The organism is Salinimicrobium aquimaris (assembly GCF_035607535.1).
Classification (GTDB): domain Bacteria; phylum Bacteroidota; class Bacteroidia; order Flavobacteriales; family Flavobacteriaceae; genus Salinimicrobium.
Genome location: NZ_JAYDZX010000010.1, coordinates 118,538 through 136,294 on the forward strand (window position 1 = coordinate 118,538; position 17,757 = coordinate 136,294).

Annotated in this window: 14 protein-coding genes; 7 read left to right on the forward strand and 7 right to left on the reverse strand. The window is 43.8% G+C overall.

Annotation, left to right across the window (positions count from 1 at the left end):
• Positions 1–100 precede the first annotated feature (100 nt).
• Genes rodA through purH form a run of 6 tightly spaced genes read right to left on the reverse strand, consistent with a single transcriptional unit; the run spans position 101 to position 7,198 of the window.
• Positions 101–1,351 carry a rod shape-determining protein RodA gene (gene rodA / locus VR862_RS10465; RefSeq protein WP_324720917.1) on the reverse strand — a complete coding sequence of 417 codons (1,251 nt, stop codon included), beginning with the start codon at positions 1,349–1,351 and terminating at the stop codon, positions 101–103.
• A 9-nt stretch (positions 1,352–1,360) separates the two neighbouring features.
• Positions 1,361–3,271 (reverse strand): penicillin-binding protein 2, encoded by a 1,911-nt coding sequence (gene mrdA / locus VR862_RS10470; RefSeq protein WP_324720918.1) that lies wholly within the window; start codon positions 3,269–3,271, stop codon positions 1,361–1,363.
• Positions 3,268–3,774, reverse strand: a complete 507-nt coding sequence (locus VR862_RS10475) for a rod shape-determining protein MreD (protein ID WP_324720919.1) — start codon at positions 3,772–3,774, stop codon at positions 3,268–3,270. Before VR862_RS10475 ends, mrdA begins: the two co-directional genes overlap by 4 nt.
• The gene (gene mreC, locus VR862_RS10480) at positions 3,767–4,594 is read right to left on the reverse strand and encodes a rod shape-determining protein MreC (protein ID WP_324720920.1); all 828 of its coding nucleotides are present in this window, start codon (positions 4,592–4,594) and stop codon (positions 3,767–3,769) included. The genes VR862_RS10475 and mreC overlap by 8 nt, the downstream gene beginning before the upstream one ends.
• 9 nt (positions 4,595–4,603) lie before the next feature.
• Positions 4,604–5,632 (reverse strand): rod shape-determining protein, encoded by a 1,029-nt coding sequence (locus tag VR862_RS10485; RefSeq protein ID WP_097055686.1) that lies wholly within the window; start codon positions 5,630–5,632, stop codon positions 4,604–4,606.
• Positions 5,633–5,671: 39 nt separating this feature from the next.
• Positions 5,672–7,198: a bifunctional phosphoribosylaminoimidazolecarboxamide formyltransferase/IMP cyclohydrolase gene (gene purH / locus VR862_RS10490; RefSeq protein ID WP_324720921.1), complete on the reverse strand. Its 1,527-nt coding sequence runs from the start codon at positions 7,196–7,198 to the stop codon at positions 5,672–5,674.
• A 147-nt stretch (positions 7,199–7,345) separates the two neighbouring features.
• Between purH and VR862_RS10495 the strand changes: the two genes are divergently transcribed.
• Positions 7,346–8,599 (forward strand): ABC transporter permease, encoded by a 1,254-nt coding sequence (locus VR862_RS10495; protein WP_324720922.1) that lies wholly within the window; start codon positions 7,346–7,348, stop codon positions 8,597–8,599.
• Positions 8,600–8,758: 159 nt separating this feature from the next.
• On the opposite strand, the gene VR862_RS10500 is transcribed toward VR862_RS10495, so the two are convergent.
• On the reverse strand, positions 8,759–9,214 hold the full coding sequence (locus VR862_RS10500) for an XrtF-associated fRMsr-like GAF protein (RefSeq protein ID WP_324720923.1): 456 nt from the start codon (positions 9,212–9,214) through the stop codon (positions 8,759–8,761).
• A gap of 87 nt (positions 9,215–9,301) precedes the next feature.
• On the opposite strand from VR862_RS10500, the gene xrtF reads away from it, so the two are divergent.
• The 6 genes from xrtF (at position 9,302) to VR862_RS10530 (ending at position 17,744) form a co-directional block, all read left to right on the forward strand.
• Entirely contained in the window at positions 9,302–9,859 is a 558-nt protein-coding gene (xrtF, locus tag VR862_RS10505; RefSeq protein WP_324720924.1) for an exosortase family protein XrtF, read from the forward strand.
• Entirely contained in the window at positions 9,843–10,283 is a 441-nt protein-coding gene (locus VR862_RS10510) for an exosortase F system-associated membrane protein (protein ID WP_324720925.1), read from the forward strand. The genes xrtF and VR862_RS10510 overlap by 17 nt, the downstream gene beginning before the upstream one ends.
• A gap of 163 nt (positions 10,284–10,446) precedes the next feature.
• The gene (locus VR862_RS10515) at positions 10,447–10,845 is read left to right on the forward strand and encodes an HYC_CC_PP family protein (RefSeq protein WP_324720926.1); all 399 of its coding nucleotides are present in this window, start codon (positions 10,447–10,449) and stop codon (positions 10,843–10,845) included.
• Between the two features lie 77 nt (positions 10,846–10,922).
• Entirely contained in the window at positions 10,923–14,753 is a 3,831-nt protein-coding gene (locus VR862_RS10520) for an efflux RND transporter permease subunit (RefSeq protein WP_324720927.1), read from the forward strand.
• Positions 14,750–16,003 carry a TolC family protein gene (locus tag VR862_RS10525; RefSeq protein ID WP_324720928.1) on the forward strand — a complete coding sequence of 418 codons (1,254 nt, stop codon included), beginning with the start codon at positions 14,750–14,752 and terminating at the stop codon, positions 16,001–16,003. The genes VR862_RS10520 and VR862_RS10525 overlap by 4 nt, the downstream gene beginning before the upstream one ends.
• Positions 15,987–17,744 carry an efflux RND transporter periplasmic adaptor subunit gene (locus VR862_RS10530; RefSeq protein WP_324720929.1) on the forward strand — a complete coding sequence of 586 codons (1,758 nt, stop codon included), beginning with the start codon at positions 15,987–15,989 and terminating at the stop codon, positions 17,742–17,744. The genes VR862_RS10525 and VR862_RS10530 overlap by 17 nt, the downstream gene beginning before the upstream one ends.
• Positions 17,745–17,757 lie beyond the last annotated feature (13 nt).

Sequence of the window (17,757 nt, forward strand, 5' to 3'; positions counted from 1 at the left end):
ATAAAAGCGATGAAAGAAACTCCGGAGCAGCGCCGTAATTATTCTGGCTAAATTTTTCGGAAGTCAGTTCTTGAACCTCTCCTATTTTCAAATTTTCTCCCTACCAGAAGGACATCCTTTCAGAATCCAGCTTCACAAATATGAACAGGAGAATGGTGAAGCCCCATAGACCTGAACCTCCATAGCTAAAGAAAGGCAATGGAATCCCTACAGTTGGAAAAATACCTATGACCATCCCAATATTTACAAAGAAGTGGACAAAGAGAATCCCTGCCACACTATAGCCGTAAACCCGGTTAAACTGAGACTTCTGCCGCTCGGCAAGATGAATGATACGAAGCATTAAGAAGATGAAAAGAAACACCACCACAGCGCTTCCCACAAAACCCCATTCCTCACCTACGGTACTGAAGATGTAATCTGTGTGCTGCTCGGGAACGAAATTACCTTTGGTTTGTGTGCCTTCGGTCCAGCCTTTTCCAAACCAGCTTCCGCTTCCAATAGCGATCTCACTCTGATTGGTGTTATAACCAATTCCGCGGTTGTCGACTTCCTTTCCTAAGACGATATTGAACCGGTCGCGGTGCCGTTGTTCAAAGACGTTCTCAAAAATATACTCCACCGAAAATGAGAGTGCCACTGCCAGGATTAGTATACTTAGGTAAGCAATCGCCCCCGGTCTTTTCTTTTTCCGGAAGAAATATAAAAAGATCACCAGAATAGTTGCGCCTATGGAAACCCATACGGGGCTCCAAACCAGGGTAAGTACGAAGACAAGAACTCCTACCGTGGCTGCTATGAGATAAACGCCCGATAAACCTTCCCTGTAAAGCGGAAAGAAAAAAGCAGCATAGACCATGGCACTACCGGCATCGGGTTGCGGCAAAATGATCAAGGCAGGAAGCGCAATAATTATAAAGGCTCTGAATTGATCGGCCAAATTGCGCATATTCGTTTGAATGTCGCTAATGTACTTCGCCAAAGCAAGGGCTGTGGCAACCTTTGCAAATTCGGCAGGCTGAATGGAGAAACTTCCAAAGGCATACCAGGAAGTAGCACCGTTTATGGTTTTTCCAAAAAAGAATAACCCCAGGATGGAGAGTAGGGAAATGATGTAGATAATACTGGAAAAACGTTCATAGAACTTTGCCTCAAGGGAAAGTAAGATTGTAATAAGAAAGACGCTGAGTAGGATCCACAACAATTGTTTTCCATAGATCTGGCTAAGATCAAACATTGATGTCGCCGTATCATCCAGGGATGCAGAATAGATATTCACCCAACCAATCATAACCAGTAAGAAGTAAACCAGAATGGTGATCCAGTCGAACTGGGAAATAGTTTTGGGCATAATTACTCCTTAGTTCTTTAGTGGTTTCTTTTCGGTCCAGCCATGCTTCTTGTTATCGTTGATCATGAACGGCTTTCCACTATATGGTTTTTCATATTCTTCTTCCAGGCTGTTGGTAAGGACCCAGTTTTCCATATCTTTTCTGGTGATCTCTCCCTTAATATATTTCTCGATCATTAATCCTGCTATACGTCCTGCATAACGACCTCCCCAGTATCCGTTTTCCACAAATACTGCCAGTGCGATTTTAGGATCATCTACGGGGGCAAAGGCGACAAAAATAGAATGATCTGTTAGCTGCATTCTCTTCCCATCTACTTTGGTGAAGTTTTCGGCTGTTCCGGTCTTTCCTGCTATTTCTATTCCCGGCACCTGTAGTGCAGAAGCAGTTCCTGCTTTATATACCTGGTGCATACCTTCTACTACCGGGCCAAAATGTTTTGGGTCGATAGTGGTAAATTTCTTTTCAGTAAATTCTTTTTCCTTAATAGGTTTACCTTCGATCTCTTTGAGGATATGCGGAGTATAGAACCAGCCCCGGTTTGCAATAGCAGCAGTCATGTTGGCCAGCTGGATGGGTGTCATTAAAACTTCTCCCTGTCCAATTGCATTAGATAGTGTTGCCGTAGAGAACCACTTATATGTAGGATAGTCATAGATCTTGTTGTAGTATTCTGCAGTCGGGATCTTGCCGGGTCTTCCTGTGGAAAGGTCAGATCCTAAGTAATCTCCCAGGCCAAAACTCCGCAAATGGTTCGCCCATGCATCTACTCCTTCCTGTGGAGAAGGATATTTTTCAATTACCCTGCGATAGACGTTGGCGAAATATGCGTTACATGACTGGGCAATTCCCGGGATCATGTCCAACGGACTGGAGTGCGGGTGACAACCCATTTTGCGGCCTCTTCCATAAAAATAGCCGCCGTGACATGAAAAACGATCGTTTGTTGTTACTACACCCTCCTGTAAAGCGATAAGGGCATTAATGGTCTTAAATGGAGAACCCGGAGGATATTCAGCTAAAAGTCCGCGGTCAAACAAGGGTTTGGCGATTGAATCCAGCCATAACTCGGTAAAGTTCTGCGACCTTTTGCGTCCCACGAGGTCTGCAGGATCATAATTGGGTGCTGTTACCAGGGCGAGAATCTCTCCTGTAGATGGTTCAAGGGCAACAATTCCGCCTCTTTTGTTTTTCATTAGGAGCTCCCCATATTTCTGGAGTTCGGCGTCAATAGTAATAGTGATGTCTTTTCCCTTTTTTGGGAGGGTATCATATATTCCACCTTTGTAAGCTCCAATATCCCGGTTGAACCTGTCCTTCTGAATATACTTTACCCCCTTTACTCCCCGTAGCAACTCTTCATAATAGCCTTCAACTCCCTGGCGGCCTATAAGATCTCCGGAAAGGTAGTAAGGGTTTTCATTCACTATTCGCTGGTTAACTTCAGTGATATAGCCAAGTACGTTTGCTCCATGTTGGGTATAGTAATCCCTCAGGGAACGCTTTTGGATATAAAAACCTTCATATTTCCGCATTTTTTCAGCTAAATATGCGTATTCACTTTTGGTGAGCTGGGGGATAACGACCGAGGGTAACCTGGGAGAATAGATCTTCGCTTTATCAAGCCTCTCTACCAGCTGTTTGGGAGTGATGCTCAAAATATTGCAAAGCTCTGTAGTGTCAAAAGGTTTAAGGTTTCTTGGGATCACCATTACATCGTAGGAAGGCTGATTAGAAACCAAAAGTTCTCCGTTCCTGTCAAAAATGAAACCCCGCTGAGGGTAGTCATACACTACCTTTATGGCGTTGTTCTCCGAAAGCCCTACAAAGGAGTCATCCATGATTTGCAGGTAAAATAACCTGGCAAGGAAAATTATTCCTGAAGTGATGACTATTATGTAGAGTAAAATTTTTCTCATCTGGATCGTCTGTTAAATAAAGCAAGCGTCAAAAACACCAGAATTATTGTAAATATTGCTGAAAAAAAGGTTTTTTTAAGAAGTAGCAAGAAGTGTGCAAAATTGAAGAATTCCAGCAAAAACAGGACAAAATGATGAACCAGCACCAGGATAAATACATAACTAATTCGCGATCCCGGTTGGGTACTTGAAAATTTTATCGTTTGATAATCGTAACTCACTCCGAAGGAGAAACGCAGGATAGCAGGGCGAATATAAGCAGCCACAAGGCAGGCAGCCGCATTGATACCTCCACTATCTTCAAAGATGTCAACTCCCCATCCCAGGAGAAAACTCAGAAATATAAAAAGTGTTTGATTTCCATTAAAAGGATAAAGAATTAAAAACAACACATACAGGTAGGGATTGATGTACCCCAAAAAGTTAATGTTGTTCAATAACAGTACCTGTAGTAAAAGCAGCACTACAAAACGCAGGGTATTTGTAATTATCACACTATTCATTTTTGGACAGGTTTTGCAGGGCTCTTATCTCGTCTTGCTGCGTATTTTCAATGATATAGACATAACCAATATTCGTCATATCGTTGAATAACTGGATGTCGATGTTGTAGTAGCTCTCGCTTTGATCAAGTGAAAAGTTCTTTACAGCACCGATAGGAAGTCCTTTTGGAAAAATGAGGGAACGTCCTCCGGTAATAATGGTGTCACCCTCGGCTATTGGAGCAATTGAAGGAACATCAATAAGCTGTACTACATTAGGGTCATCTCCATTCCACACCAGTGTTCCGAAATGATTCGATCTTTTTAGCTGGGCGTTGATCCGGGAGTTGGAATTAAGTATAGAAATCACTGTGGAATAGTTGGGAGATACATTCTCAACAATACCCACGATACCTCTACTGGTTACTACCCCCATGTCCCGTTCGATCCCATCCCGGGCACCACTCTTAAGGGTAAGATAATTGTCGACTTTGGCGTAGTTGTTATTTATAACTTCAGAAGCTCTAAAAAGATAATCGGCATCAAAACTACTGGTATCCCTGTATGATTTTACTTCCAATGAATCCTCATAGCTGGCCAGCCTTGTACGCAGCCTTTCATTTTCTTCCAGCAGCCTGAGGTTGTACTGTTCAAGGTTAAAGTAACTGTTGATGTTGCTCGTCCAGCTATAAATTCCCCCGCTTAAAAAATTGGCAGAACTTATGAACTTACTCTTTTGATAAGAGTGGGACTGAATGGTTAAAAACAGGGAAAAGGTAAGCAGCAATAAGAATAGTATATTGTTCTTATTGCGAATAAGAAAATTAATTATTTGCTGCATAAACTACTCCTACTTTATCAAGATCCCCTTGTAACGGTGAAGGGTTTTCAGGCAAATTCCTGTTCCGCGTACCACAGCACGTAAAGGATCTTCGGCGATGTAGACAGGAAGATCGGTCTTTTGTGATAACCTCTTATCAAGCCCGCGCAACATGGATCCACCACCGGCAAGGTAAATACCGGTGTTGTAGATATCGGCTGCAAGTTCCGGCGGAGTTTGTGAAAGGGTTTCCATCACAGCGTCCTCAATTCTAAGGATAGATTTGTCAAGGGCCTTAGCGATCTCACGATAGGAAATATTGACCTGTTTGGGTTTTCCTGTTAGTAAATCACGTCCCTGAACATTCATTTCATCTGGTGGCACCTCAAGATCTTCGGTAGCGGCACCTATTTGAATTTTAATTTTTTCCGCAGTACGTTCCCCCACATAAAGGTTGTGCTGGGTGCGCATGTAATAAACGATGTCGTTAGTGAATACATCCCCCGCGATCTTGACAGATTTGTCGCAAACAATACCTCCAAGGGCAATAACTGCAATTTCGGTAGTACCACCTCCAATGTCCACGATCATATTACCTTTGGGCTGCATGATATCAACACCAATTCCTATGGCAGCAGCCATTGGTTCATGGATAAGATAGACCTCTTTCCCGTTTACCCTTTCGGCGCTTTCTTTTACCGCACGCATTTCCACTTCTGTAATACCTGAAGGGATACAAATGACCATTCTCAACGCAGGAGTGAACATTTTTTTCTTAAGCGCAGGTATTTCTTTAATGAACATGGTAAGCATCTTTTCAGATGCATCAAAATCGGCAATTACCCCGTCTTTAAGAGGTCTTATCGTCTTAATATTTTCATGGGTTTTCCCCTGCATCATCGCAGCTTCTTTACCTACAGCTATAATCTTGCCGGTAGTGCGGTGACGGGCTACGATAGACGGACTGTCAACCACAACCTTATCATTGTGTATTATGAGTGTATTTGCAGTTCCTAAATCTATAGCAATTTCTTCAGTGAGAAAATCGAAAAATCCCATGTTAAGTCAATTAGTTGAGGTTCGGTAAATGTAATAAAATTAATGTTTAAAATGCCTCGTGCCGGTCATTACCATAGCAAGATTATTTTCGTTGCAATAATCTATACTCAGCTGGTCCTTAATGGATCCGCCGGGTTGAATTACAGCAGTGATTCCGGCTTTATCGGCAATTTCCACACAATCGGGGAATGGGAAAAACGCATCACTGGCCATCACTGCACCCTGCAGGTCAAAATTAAAAGATTTTGCCTTGTCTATGCTTTGTCTCAGGGCATCTACACGAGAAGTTTGGCCTGTTCCGCTTGCCAATAGCTGATTATTCTTTACGAGGACGATAGTATTTGATTTTGTGTGCTTGCATATTCTTGAAGCAAACAACAGGTCATTTAACTCCTGCTCCGAAGGTTTATTGTTGGTGGCAAAAGTTAAATCCTCTTTGGCGTCTGTCTTGCTGTCTTTATCCTGAACTAAAATCCCGTTAAGGCAGGTGCGAACATTCTTTTGCGGAAGCTCTGTTTCTTTCTGAACCAGGATTACCCTGTTCTTTTTCCCTTTTAAGATTTCCAGAGCTTCTTCGGAATAGAAGGGGGCAATAACAACTTCGCAGAAAAGTTGGTGGATCTCTTCGGCAGTAGCTTTGTCAATTTCAGTGTTGCTGATCAAGATCCCGCCAAAAGCTGAAACAGGATCTCCTGCGAGAGCATCTTTATACGCCTGAAGCAGGGTTTCCCGTTGTGCCAATCCACAAGCATTATTATGCTTTAAAATAGCAAAAGTTGGAGCCTGGTTTTGAAATTCATTCATCAAATTAATTGCAGCATCGACATCCAGAAGGTTGTTGTATGAAAGTTCCTTACCGTGAAGCTTGTCGAACATTGCGGAAAAGTCCCCGTAAAAATGCCCTTTTTGATGGGGATTCTCACCGTATCTTAATTCGAGTCCGCCATTGAAGCTTTCCTTATAGGAGAGCTCGTCATTGTTAAGGTAATTAAATATTGCTGTGTCATAATGTGAGGAAACATTAAAAGCCTTTGCAGCAAATCTTTTTCGGTCTTCAAGCGTGGTTTTACCTTCCCCTTCTGAAATGATGCTGAGGAATTCAGAATAACTTTCTACTGAAGGAACGCAAATAACATCTTTAAAATTCTTGGCTGCTGCCCTGATGAGGGAAATTCCACCTATGTCGATTTTTTCAATGATATCATCTTCCGGAGCACCCGATGCTACTGTTTTCTCAAAAGGATAAAGATCCACGATCACTATGTCGATCTGCGGAATTTCATATTTCTCAAGTTCGGCTTTGTCATCTTCATTCTCGCTGCGGTTGAGGATGCCGCCAAACACCTTTGGATGTAAGGTCTTTACTCTCCCGCCAAGGATCGAAGGATAGGAAGTTATGTCTTCAACCGGCACTACATCTATTCCCAGTTCTTTGATGAATTTTTCGGTTCCCCCGGTAGAGTAGATGGTGATCCCCAGCTCATTAAGCTTTTTTACAATAGGTTCCAGCCCATCCTTATTAAAGACAGAAATAAGTGCAGATTTAGCCGATTTTAAGTCGCTCATTGTGTTGGTTTTGTTGAGGTTGCAAAAGTAATTATTTCGCTAGAAAATAATGCGGCTGTTGCCTTTATTTCTATATTTATTTTGTAACGAATTTTTAAAGCTGGCGTCTTATGATGTACAGGTCATAAACAACAGAGGAAAGCTGCAATGTTAATATATCTAAGGGTTCTAAAAGAGAGTTTTTTATTTGCTATTAATGCTCTCAAAAATAATAAACTACGAACCATGTTGTCCCTGCTGGGTGTCACCATAGGGATCTTTTCAATTATCGCAGTCCTGGCTGCAGTAGATTCTCTGGAAAAAGAGATCAAAGGAAGCCTTAGTTCTCTTGACAACCGCACCATGTTCCTTACCCGTTTTTCCTTCGGGCCAACAGATATCCCTCAGTGGAAAAGACAGCAATTTCCCGATGTTACCTATGAGGAGTACGAATATTTGAGCCGTACCGTGCCGCAGGCTTCCGCCATGGCTTTTGTTCTAAACGTGCCTTCAGAGAATATAAAGTACAGCGATAAGACCGCTTCAAATGTTGGTATAGGTGCCGTCTCTGCCGAATATTATGATATTGAGGCCCTGCAAATAGAGGAAGGCAGATTTTTCAATATGGCCGAGGCTGTAAGTGGAACTCCGGTGATCGTTCTTGGACATGACGTCTATGAAAACCTCTTCGGAAGTAGAAATGCGCTGGGAGAGCAGGTGCGGCTCTATGGAAGAAAATTTACAGTTATAGGGGTGCTCGAGAAAATGGGTGCAAGTCTTATGGGAGGCAGTCACGACACGAATGTTTTTGTGCCGGTAAATATTGTAAGAAGGATATATGGAGGGAGTAATCGTGGTACTTTTCCGCAAATCGTGATCAAGCCCAACCCAGATGCCGACAGTAATGAGCTTATTGCATACATTACACAACAGCTTCGCAATTTGAGGGGGTTGAGAAGAGAGGATGTCAACAACTTTTTTGTCAATCAATTGGAGGGCTTCACAGATCTTATCGACAACATGACAGGTCAGCTTAATTTCTTTGGTCTCATCATTAGCGGATTTTCCCTTTTGGTAGGAGGCTTTGGGATTGCCAACATCATGTTCGTAAGCGTGAAGGAACGTACCAACCTCATTGGGATACAAAAGTCTTTGGGTGCAAAAAACAGATTCATTCTGTTCCAGTTCCTTTTTGAAGCAGTAATTCTATCAGTAATTGGAGGATTAATAGGATTATTTATGGTATGGCTGGCATCGCTTATAGTATCTCAGTTCACTGGAGATTTCCAGTTTATCCTGTCTCCGTGGAACATGTTTATTGGAACGGCTGTTTCTGCAGTGATAGGACTAATTTCAGGAATAGTTCCTGCAATTTCTGCCTCAAAACTTGATCCTGTTGAGGCGATCAGGACAGGGATGTAAAAAGATATTAGAAACCTATTGCAGGGTGGAACATCTAAAGTCTTCCCGCAATTAATAATACGATATAGAAAAAGGGTGCCAAAAATATCATTTTTGAGCACCCTTTTAATTTTAGTTTCTGCCTGTGGATTCTATCCAATAGAGAGGCAGGGATGAGGATTAAATAATTTCGGCCACCTTTTCGTTCACAAATTCCAGGAAACGCTCGTCTTCTTCAGTAAAAGGATCGGGTACATTGGAATCAATGTCGATCTGGCCGATATTTTCACCATTCTTGAATAAAGGCACTACAATTTCGGCCTTTACGTGAATACTGCAGGCAATATAATTATCCTGGGCGCTTACATCGGGCACTACAAAGTTCTTGTTGGATACTGCAACCTGTCCGCATATCCCTTTTCCGAAAGGAATAATTGTATGATCTGTAGGTTCGCCTGCAAAAGGCCCTAACTTTAGTTCATTTTTGTCCCCGTTCTTAAAATAAAAACCTACCCAGGTGTAATAATCTATTTCAGCTTTAAGAAGTTCGCAAACTTCAGCTAATCTTTTATCTACGGGAGTTTTATCATTCGAGAGGATCTCGGAGACCTCATTTCTTAGTTTATCAAAAGACATTGTTCACATTTTAGGCAAAAGTATTTAAAAATTCATCTCGCGGCCACGTGATAAATAAATACTTTTGATAAAACCATTGGTCAAAGTTTGCATCAGCTTCTAAAGAAATATTCTACGGTAATTAAGTTCATTTTTACCTTTTTAGGCACCTATCTCTTTTTGGCGCTGCTGTACAATATCTATCTGCAGAATTATTCTTCGGCTGTTTACTATCCCGATTACCTGACGCATTTGGTTGCTTTGCAAAGCGAAGCCGTGGTTTCTGCTCTCGGTTACGAATCCCATCTTAGATCTGGTTTTCCTGAGGCCACCATGCATCTTTATATTGGAGAAAAATTTGTGGCCAGGATAATAGAAGGTTGCAATGCAGCAAGCATAATCATACTTTTTGTCTCCTTTATGCTGGCTTTTTCGGGCCGTTTGAAGACGACGCTTTTCTTTACGCTGGCAGGAGCGGTAGTGATCTACGTGACCAATATTCTAAGGATCGCACTTATGGCTATAGGGATCTTTGAATATCCATGGCACGCACACTTCTTGCATTCCATAGCCTTTCCCCTGGTGATCTATGGAGTAGTTTTCCTGCTATGGGTGCTATGGATTGCCATTTATTCAAAACAGATAAGGTATGAAAGCAGTCACTAAGATCTTGATCATACTTGGTTTAGTAGGGTTGCTGGCGCTGGTAAGAATGTATGAATACAGGTTCTTTTACGATCCTTTCATGTATTTTTTTGAAAAGCAATATATGGACGGAGAGAGCATTGCTTTCCCCGCTTACATGTTCTGGAACGTTTTCTGGAGATTTTTGGTAAATACCCTTATCTCTTTACTTATTCTTTATGTGGCCTTTCAAAACAGGAGCATTATAAAATTTTCGGTCCTTATTTATGCCGGCTTCTTTATTGTGTTGTTCCCTTTATTCGTCTACCTCATGCATCACGTGCAGCCGGAAGATTATCTGGCAGCCTTTTATGTCCGCAGATTTTTGGCGCATCCGGTACTGGTTCTGCTGTTACTTCCTGCTTTTTATTATTATCGAATTCAATCGGAATCTTCCACGAACTGATCCTTTACATTTCAGTTCTTTCCTTGTTCTTCTGTAGCCAGTGTCAAAAACCAAGTAGTTCAGGATCTGATTCCCTCTTACTTTCTAAATCTCTTGACTTCTTCTTTTTCCATTTTTACCACCTAAGCAGCAGTTATTTAAAATTTATTTACCTTTGTCTTCTGTGAAAACTTTTTTTCAAAAGTCGGGATCTTTGTTAATGGCACTTTTGGTGCTATTCTCTACTATGTCCTTTACTGTAGATAAACACTTCTGCGGAGAGATCCTGGTGGACCAGGCTGTTTTTTCTGAAGCTAAGACCTGCGGAATGCATTCCGATATGCCCGCTTCGGCTGAAGATGAGTGCTGTGACGAAGAAAAAGTTTCCGTAGAAGGACAAAAGGAGCTAAAGATATCCTTTGATGATCTGGACCTTGAAAAACAGGTTTTTCTCGCTTCTTTTACCTGGTCTTATGCCGAACTTTTTGAAGGAGAAGCACAGGCTGAAACTCCTTTTTTTCACTACAAACCACCCTTGCTCGTCTACGACATACATTTGCTCGACGAGACTTTTCTTATTTGATATTGAAATTGATTTTTTAAACCCTGCATGACGGGGTTGCTGTGTTTGTTCACATTTAATCAATTTAATATCAAAGAATGCTTACTAAAATAATCCATTATTTCCTTTATAACCGGCTGGTCACATCCCTATTGTTGATCTTCATGATTGGTTGGGGCGTGGTTACTTCTCCTTTCGATTGGGATTTCGACCTGCTGCCAAGGGATCCCGTGCCGGTAGATGCAATCCCCGACCTGGGAGAGAATCAACAGATTGTCTTTACCGAATGGCCGGGCCGTTCCCCACAGGACATTGAGGATCAGATCACTTATCCCCTCACTACTGCTTTACTCGGTATTCCGGGTGTGGAATCTATTAGAAGTACCTCCATGTTCGGGTTTTCCAGCATCAATATCATTTTTGATGAAGATGTTGAATTCTACTGGTCCCGTACACGAATTCTGGAAAAGATCAATTCCCTATCTCCCGGCCTTTTGCCCGAAGATGCTCAACCTACCTTGGGACCTGATGCTACAGCTCTTGGGCAGGTTTTCTGGTATACTTTAGAAGGAAGGGATTCTGCCGGGAATGTCACGGGAGGCTGGGACCTGCATGAAATAAGGTCTGTGCAGGATTACTACGTGAAACTCGGTTTAAGCGGAGTGGAAGGTGTTTCAGAAGTTGCTTCTGTCGGTGGATTTGTTCGCGAATATCAGGTGGATGTTGATCCCGATGCTTTAAAAGCGTTCAATGTTGGAATTGATGAGGTGATGATGGCTGTGAAGAATTCCAATCGTGACATTGGAGCCAAGACCATTGAAGTGAACAAGGTGGAATATCTGGTTCGAGGGCTCGGTTATATCGAATCCCTGGAAGATATTGAAAATACAGTAGTTGCCGTGAATGATAATACCCCGATCCTCATTTCCGATATTGGAGTTGTGACCTTGGGTCCGGCAGAAAGACGAGGAATTCTCGACAAGGCAGGAGCTGAGGTCGCGGGAGGAGTGGTGGTTGCCCGCTATGGCTCTAATCCTCTCGCGGTGATCAATAATGTCAAAGACAAGATTGAAGAGATCGCACCGGGAATGCCGACTAAAGTGTTGCAGGATGGAACAGTGAGTAAACTTACTATAGTTCCGTTCTATGATAGAACGCAGTTGATACATGAAACTCTGGGAACGCTCGAAAATGCCCTTTCAGACGAGATCCTTATCAGCATCATTGTGGTAATAATTTTAGTGCTGAACCTGCGGGCTTCGATCTTAATTTCCAGCCTGCTGCCCATTGCGGTGCTCATGACCTTTATTGCAATGCGCTACTTTGGTGTAGACGCCAACGTGGTCGCGCTTTCGGGGATTGCCATAGCCATTGGAGTCATGGTAGATGTTGGAATTGTGTTTGTGGAAAACACCCTGCGGCACCTCGAGTTTCCGGAAAACAGGAATGCAAAAGGTTCAAAACTTCTGGAAGTAATCAGAACGGCAACCATAGAAGTCGGTCCGGCCGTCACCACTGCTTTAGCCACTACCGTAGTGAGTTTTCTTCCGGTTTTCTTTATGGAAAATGCCGAAGGAAAACTCTTCATCCCGTTAGCCTTTACAAAAACCTTTGCTTTGGTAGCAGCCTTTTTATTGGGCATAATGGTGCTGCCAATGCTATCTTATTACTTCTTCTCTTTCAGACTGAAAAAGGATAGGGTAAACCTCATCTGGAACTACAGCCTTATCGCCGGCGGAATAATCCTTTCACTCCTCTTCGGAATGTGGTTGCCACTGGCGCTAACGATCATAGGAATCCTTAGAATACTTGAGCCTAAGAGCCGTGGGTTCCTTGGAAAATATTCAAAAGAAATTTCCCTGTTCATCATCCTGGCGGTAACGATCTTCTTCCTCACCACACACTGGATGCCATTGGGAGTAAGAAATTCTATTATTGAAAATTACTTGTTTGTGATCATTCTTTTGATGATCACTCTTGCTGCGTTGTTAGCCGTGGTGAGGTTCTATGAAGATATTCTTAAGTGGTGTCTCGAGAACAAGAAAACTTTCCTAATGCTTCCGGTGATCACCATTTCGATCGGATTATTGATCTGGCAGGGGTTCCCAAAGATCTTCGGATTTCTTGGAGACGGTGCCGAAGAGATTGGCTGGGAAATAAGAGAAACGGCTGCCTGGGAAAATGCTTCCGAAGCTTTTCCCGGAGTAGGAAAGGAATTTATGCCAACCCTTAACGAGGGAAGCTTTTTGCTGATGCCTACCGCCATGCCACATCTTGGAATTGAAGGCAGTAAAGAAGTACTTCAAAAACTTGACATGGCAGTTACAAATATTCCTGAAGTAGAAGTAGCTGTTGGGAAGCTGGGAAGAGCAGAGACGGCAATTGATCCCGCTCCAATTTCCATGTACGAGAATGTGATCAATTATAAGCCCGAGTACATGCTGAATGAAAAGGGTGAAATGCAGCGCTTCCGGGTAGATGATGAGGGGAACTTCATCTTAAAATCGGGAGAAGCTTTCCCTAATGAAGAAGCTGTTATGGGGAATATAACAGCTAATGACCTTATCCCCGATGAAGATGGTGAGTACTTCAGAAACTGGAGAGACCACATTAACAGCCCCGATGATATTTGGAACGAGATCGTTGCTGCCACACGATTGCCGGGAATAACCTCTGCGCCCAAGCTGCAGCCTATCGAAACCCGGCTGGTGATGCTGCAAACGGGAATGCGGGCTCCAATGGGAATCAAAGTTTATGGACCCGATCTGGAAACCATCCAGGCTTTTGGGTTTAAACTGGAAGAGATTCTTAAGCAAGTACCAACGGTCAAGGAAGAAGCCGTTTTTGCCGACAGAATTGTTGGGAAACCTTACCTGGAATTGGACATCAACCGGCAGAAAATTGCCCGATATGGTCTTAGCATTGAAAAAGTGCAGCAAACCATTGAAACTGCCATCGGCGGAATGGAGATCACTACTACCGTTGAAGGTAGGAAACGTTATCCTGTTCGGGTGCGTTATCCACGGGAACTGCGAAATTCACCCGAAGAAATAGAACAGATTTTGGTGCCAACACCAACCGGAGCGCAAATTCCCCTGGGACAACTGGTGGATGTGAGGTATGTTAAAGGTCCGCAGATGATCAAAAGTGAGGACACCTTTTTAGTGGGTTATGTGCTGTTTGACAAAAAACAGGATTTTGCAGAAGTCGATGTGGTCAATGATGCGCAGGATCTAATTGCCGAAAAAATAGCACTGGGTGAACTGGTGGTGCCACAGGGAGTGAGCTTTGAATTTTCAGGGAATTATGAGAATCAGGTGCGGGCAGTGAAAAGACTGGCTATTGTGATCCCAATTTCACTGATCATCATTTTCCTATTGCTCTATTTTCAATTCAAAACAGTAATCGCTTCCACGATACATTTTTCGGGAGTATTTGTTGCCTTTGCCGGCGGATTCATCATGATCTGGCTATACGGTCAGCCGTGGTTCCTGGACTTCAGCATTTCGGGAATGAACATGCGGGACCTGTTCCAAATGGGCACGATCAATTTGAGTGTTGCGGTTTGGGTAGGATTTATCGCCCTGTTTGGGATCGCTACAGATGACGGGGTGCTCATGGGAACCTACATCCACCAGGTCTTTGAGAAGCGGGATCCACAATCAGTTCCGGCTGTAAGAGCTGCAGTGCTCGAAGCCGGTAAAAAGCGGGTAAGACCGGCAATGATGACCACGGCCGTAACAATAATTGCCCTTTTCCCGGTTCTTACCTCCACAGGAAAAGGGGCCGACATCATGGTACCCATGGCAATTCCAATTGTAGGAGGAATGGTGATACAGATCATGACCATCTTTGTGGTTCCCGTGCTGCAGGCAATTTGGCGTGAAACAGTAGTCACAAGAAACTCAAACAAAACAACAGCAGAATGAAAGATGCTCTAAAAATATCTTTTTTGACAGGTCTGTTTTTTCTTCTTTCGGGAAGCATAGGTGCACAGACTTTGCAGGATTACCTGTTGATCGCTGCGGAAAATAATCCGAAAGTTAAGGCTGCTTATTCTGAATTTGAAGCAGCATTGCAGGAAGCGCCGCAGGTGAAAAGCCTGCCCGATCCCACCCTTACGGTTTCCGCTTTTGGGCAAATGGTGGAAACACGACTGGGGCCACAGGAAGCTCGTTTTTCCCTGATGCAGATGTTTCCCTGGTTTGGGACACTTGAAGCACGGGAAAACGTTGCAAATCTCATGGCTGAAGCTAAATTCCAGGCTTTTCTGGAAACGCGCAATGAGATCCTGTTGCAGGTGAGTTCCAAATACTACGAGCTCTATGAACTGGAGCAGCAACTTAAGTTTCAACAGGAGAATTTGGAGATCCTTCAGAATTATAAAGACCTTGCCCTGTCACGCGTAAGTGCCGGTAGCGGAGCTTTATCTGACGTTCTACAGGCCGACCTGCTTCGGAACGAATCTGTGACCGGGCTGGAAGTGATAAGACTGAAGCAGGATGCTTTGCGGGCGCAATTCAATGCTCTGCTGAATCGGGAAAAGTCTGAAGCAGTTGTGGTGCAAACGCAAATAGAAATACTTCCCGAAAATGCCATTTTTGACACCTTAGTGGAAGGCAATCCTCAACTGGAAGAACTGGAGCATATGGCAGCTTCGGCAAGGGCGAGGGAAGAACTGGCCAGGAAGGAGGGGATGCCAAATGTAGGTATTGGGCTGGATTACGTGATCGTTGGGGAGAGAATGGACATGGCAATAGAAGATAACGGGCGAGATGCTATTATGCCGATGCTTTCTGTGAGTCTGCCCATCTTCCGCGGAAAATATAAAGCAGCGCGCAAACAGGCAGCCTTTATGGCCGAAAGTTATGAGCAGCGAAAAGAGGGAGTTGAAAATCAACTTCTGGCCGACCTTGAGACAGCTCTTTTTGAGGTAAGGGAGGCAAGGGCAATGTTGGAACTTTATGAGCGCCAGGTGGAAAGTTCGGAACAGGTGCTCAATCTTCTGCTTTCTTCTTATCGCAACGCAGCATCAAATTTTGAAGAGGTGCTACGGGTGCGACAGGAACTACTAAAATATCAACTGGCGGTTGCCGGGGCAGAAGCCGGTTATCTAACCGCATTGGCAAAAATCGATTATTTATCGGGTAATACTTTGGACTATGACAGGCAGAAATAAAAATATTCTCATTATCGCAGGTACTCTTGTCGCAGGAATCCTGCTGGGCTGGCTCTTTTTTGGAGGCAGTGATGAAGTTGCACATGAGCACGAAATGGTGGAAGAAGGACAGGAGACCGTCTGGACCTGTTCTATGCACCCACAAATAAGGGCTACTGAACCCGGAAAATGTCCCATTTGCGGAATGGATCTTATTCCGCTGGAAGGTTCAGAGGTGATGGAAAATCCGAATGCAGTTCAAATGACCGAATACGCTATGAAGCTGGCAAATATTCAGACGCAGGAGGTGGGAGCAACTTCAGCAGAAAGGGAAATAGAGCTCAGCGGAAAAGTGGAAGTCGACGAAAGGATCTCCTATACCCAAAGTACGCATGTGCCGGGAAGGATTGAGCGCTTGATGGTCAACTTCACCGGGGAAGAAGTGAACCGGGGGCAGGCTCTGGCTGTGGTTTATTCCCCAGAACTTGTCACGGCCCAGGAAGAATTGCTGCAGGCTTACGCCATTCGCAATTCACAACCCGAACTCTTTGAAGCTGCAAAACAAAAGCTTCGCAACTGGCGGATTGGAGAAAACCAGATCAACCGCATCCTCGAAAGCGGCAAGGCCACCGATCGTTTTACCATCACCGCAGATGTGGGTGGCGTGGTGACCGAGAAGCTCGTGGAAGTCGGGGATTATGTGGAACGTGGAATGCCGCTGTACCAGATCGCTGACCTTTCAAAAATGTGGGTTTTATTCGACATTTATGAGAGGAATATGGGCATGGTGGAGGTTGGTGATACTGTATATTTCACTGTAGCTTCCATCCCAGGACAAACATTTACTGGAACCATAGATTTTATCGACCCTATTATTAACAGGCAAACCCGTGTTGCTACCGCGAGGGTGGAAGTGCCAAATAATAACGACAGGCTTAAGCCCGGAATGTTCGTCTCGGGAGTGGTTACAGGCGGCGGGGAGAAAGTTGCTGCAGGATTGATTATTCCGAGGTCCGCAGTACTGTGGACCGGGAAACGCAGTGTTGTTTATGTCAATGAAGGTACTGCGACAAATCCGCTTTTTGTGTTGCGGGAAGTTGTGCTGGGGCCTCTCCTGGGAACTGCCTATGTGGTTGAGGAAGGCCTTAATGCGGGAGATGAGATCGTGGTGAACGGAACTTTCACTGTTGATGCCGCAGCTCAGCTTGCTGGAAAACCGAGTATGATGAACCCCGAGACGGCAACTACGGCCGGTGCGCCCATGGATGTGAGGCAGTATCTAAAGCAGGGAGGGAATAATTTTAGAGCTCAGACTTCAGAAGAATTTCAGCAGCAATTGGGAGGTCTTGTAGAGGTATATCTCGAGCTTAAAGATGCGCTGGTGGAAGGAAGAGCAAAAGAAAGTTTAACTTTGACAAAGGAATTTGCACAAGCGCTTCAGCAGGTAGAAGCAGCAGGATTGACAGGGGATGCGGAGAAATTTTGGCAAGAGAAGAAGCGGTTCCTGTTGCAACATTCCGAAGAAGGACTTAATACAGCTAATCTTGAAAAGCAAAGGGAGAATTTTATTTATCTTTCTGAAGCGCTTATCAAAACAGTGGCTGCTTTTGGCCTGCAGAACAAGACTGTTTATGTGGATTACTGCCCAATGGCAAATTCAGATAAAGGCGCTTACTGGCTTAGTGATGCGGCCGAAATAAGAAACCCGTACTACGGTGATGCGATGCTCACCTGCGGGGAAATAGTAGAACAAATACAATAGAAAAATCAATTTA

Bases quoted from the DNA above. Each gene is read 5' to 3' on its own strand.
- rodA (WP_324720917.1), bottom strand. From the start codon at position 1,351: ATGCCCAAAACTATTTCCCAGTTCGACTGGATCACCATTCTGGTTTAC.
- mrdA (WP_324720918.1), bottom strand. From the start codon at position 3,271: ATGAGAAAAATTTTACTCTACATAATAGTCATCACTTCAGGAATAATT.
- VR862_RS10475 (WP_324720919.1), bottom strand. From the start codon at position 3,774: ATGAATAGTGTGATAATTACAAATACCCTGCGTTTTGTAGTGCTGCTT.
- mreC (WP_324720920.1), bottom strand. From the start codon at position 4,594: ATGCAGCAAATAATTAATTTTCTTATTCGCAATAAGAACAATATACTA.
- VR862_RS10485 (WP_097055686.1), bottom strand. From the start codon at position 5,632: ATGGGATTTTTCGATTTTCTCACTGAAGAAATTGCTATAGATTTAGGA.
- purH (WP_324720921.1), bottom strand. From the start codon at position 7,198: ATGAGCGACTTAAAATCGGCTAAATCTGCACTTATTTCTGTCTTTAAT.
- VR862_RS10495 (WP_324720922.1), top strand. From the start codon at position 7,346: ATGTTAATATATCTAAGGGTTCTAAAAGAGAGTTTTTTATTTGCTATT.
- VR862_RS10500 (WP_324720923.1), bottom strand. From the start codon at position 9,214: ATGTCTTTTGATAAACTAAGAAATGAGGTCTCCGAGATCCTCTCGAAT.
- VR862_RS10510 (WP_324720925.1), top strand. From the start codon at position 9,843: ATGAAAGCAGTCACTAAGATCTTGATCATACTTGGTTTAGTAGGGTTG.
- VR862_RS10520 (WP_324720927.1), top strand. From the start codon at position 10,923: ATGCTTACTAAAATAATCCATTATTTCCTTTATAACCGGCTGGTCACA.
- VR862_RS10525 (WP_324720928.1), top strand. From the start codon at position 14,750: ATGAAAGATGCTCTAAAAATATCTTTTTTGACAGGTCTGTTTTTTCTT.
- VR862_RS10530 (WP_324720929.1), top strand. From the start codon at position 15,987: ATGACAGGCAGAAATAAAAATATTCTCATTATCGCAGGTACTCTTGTC.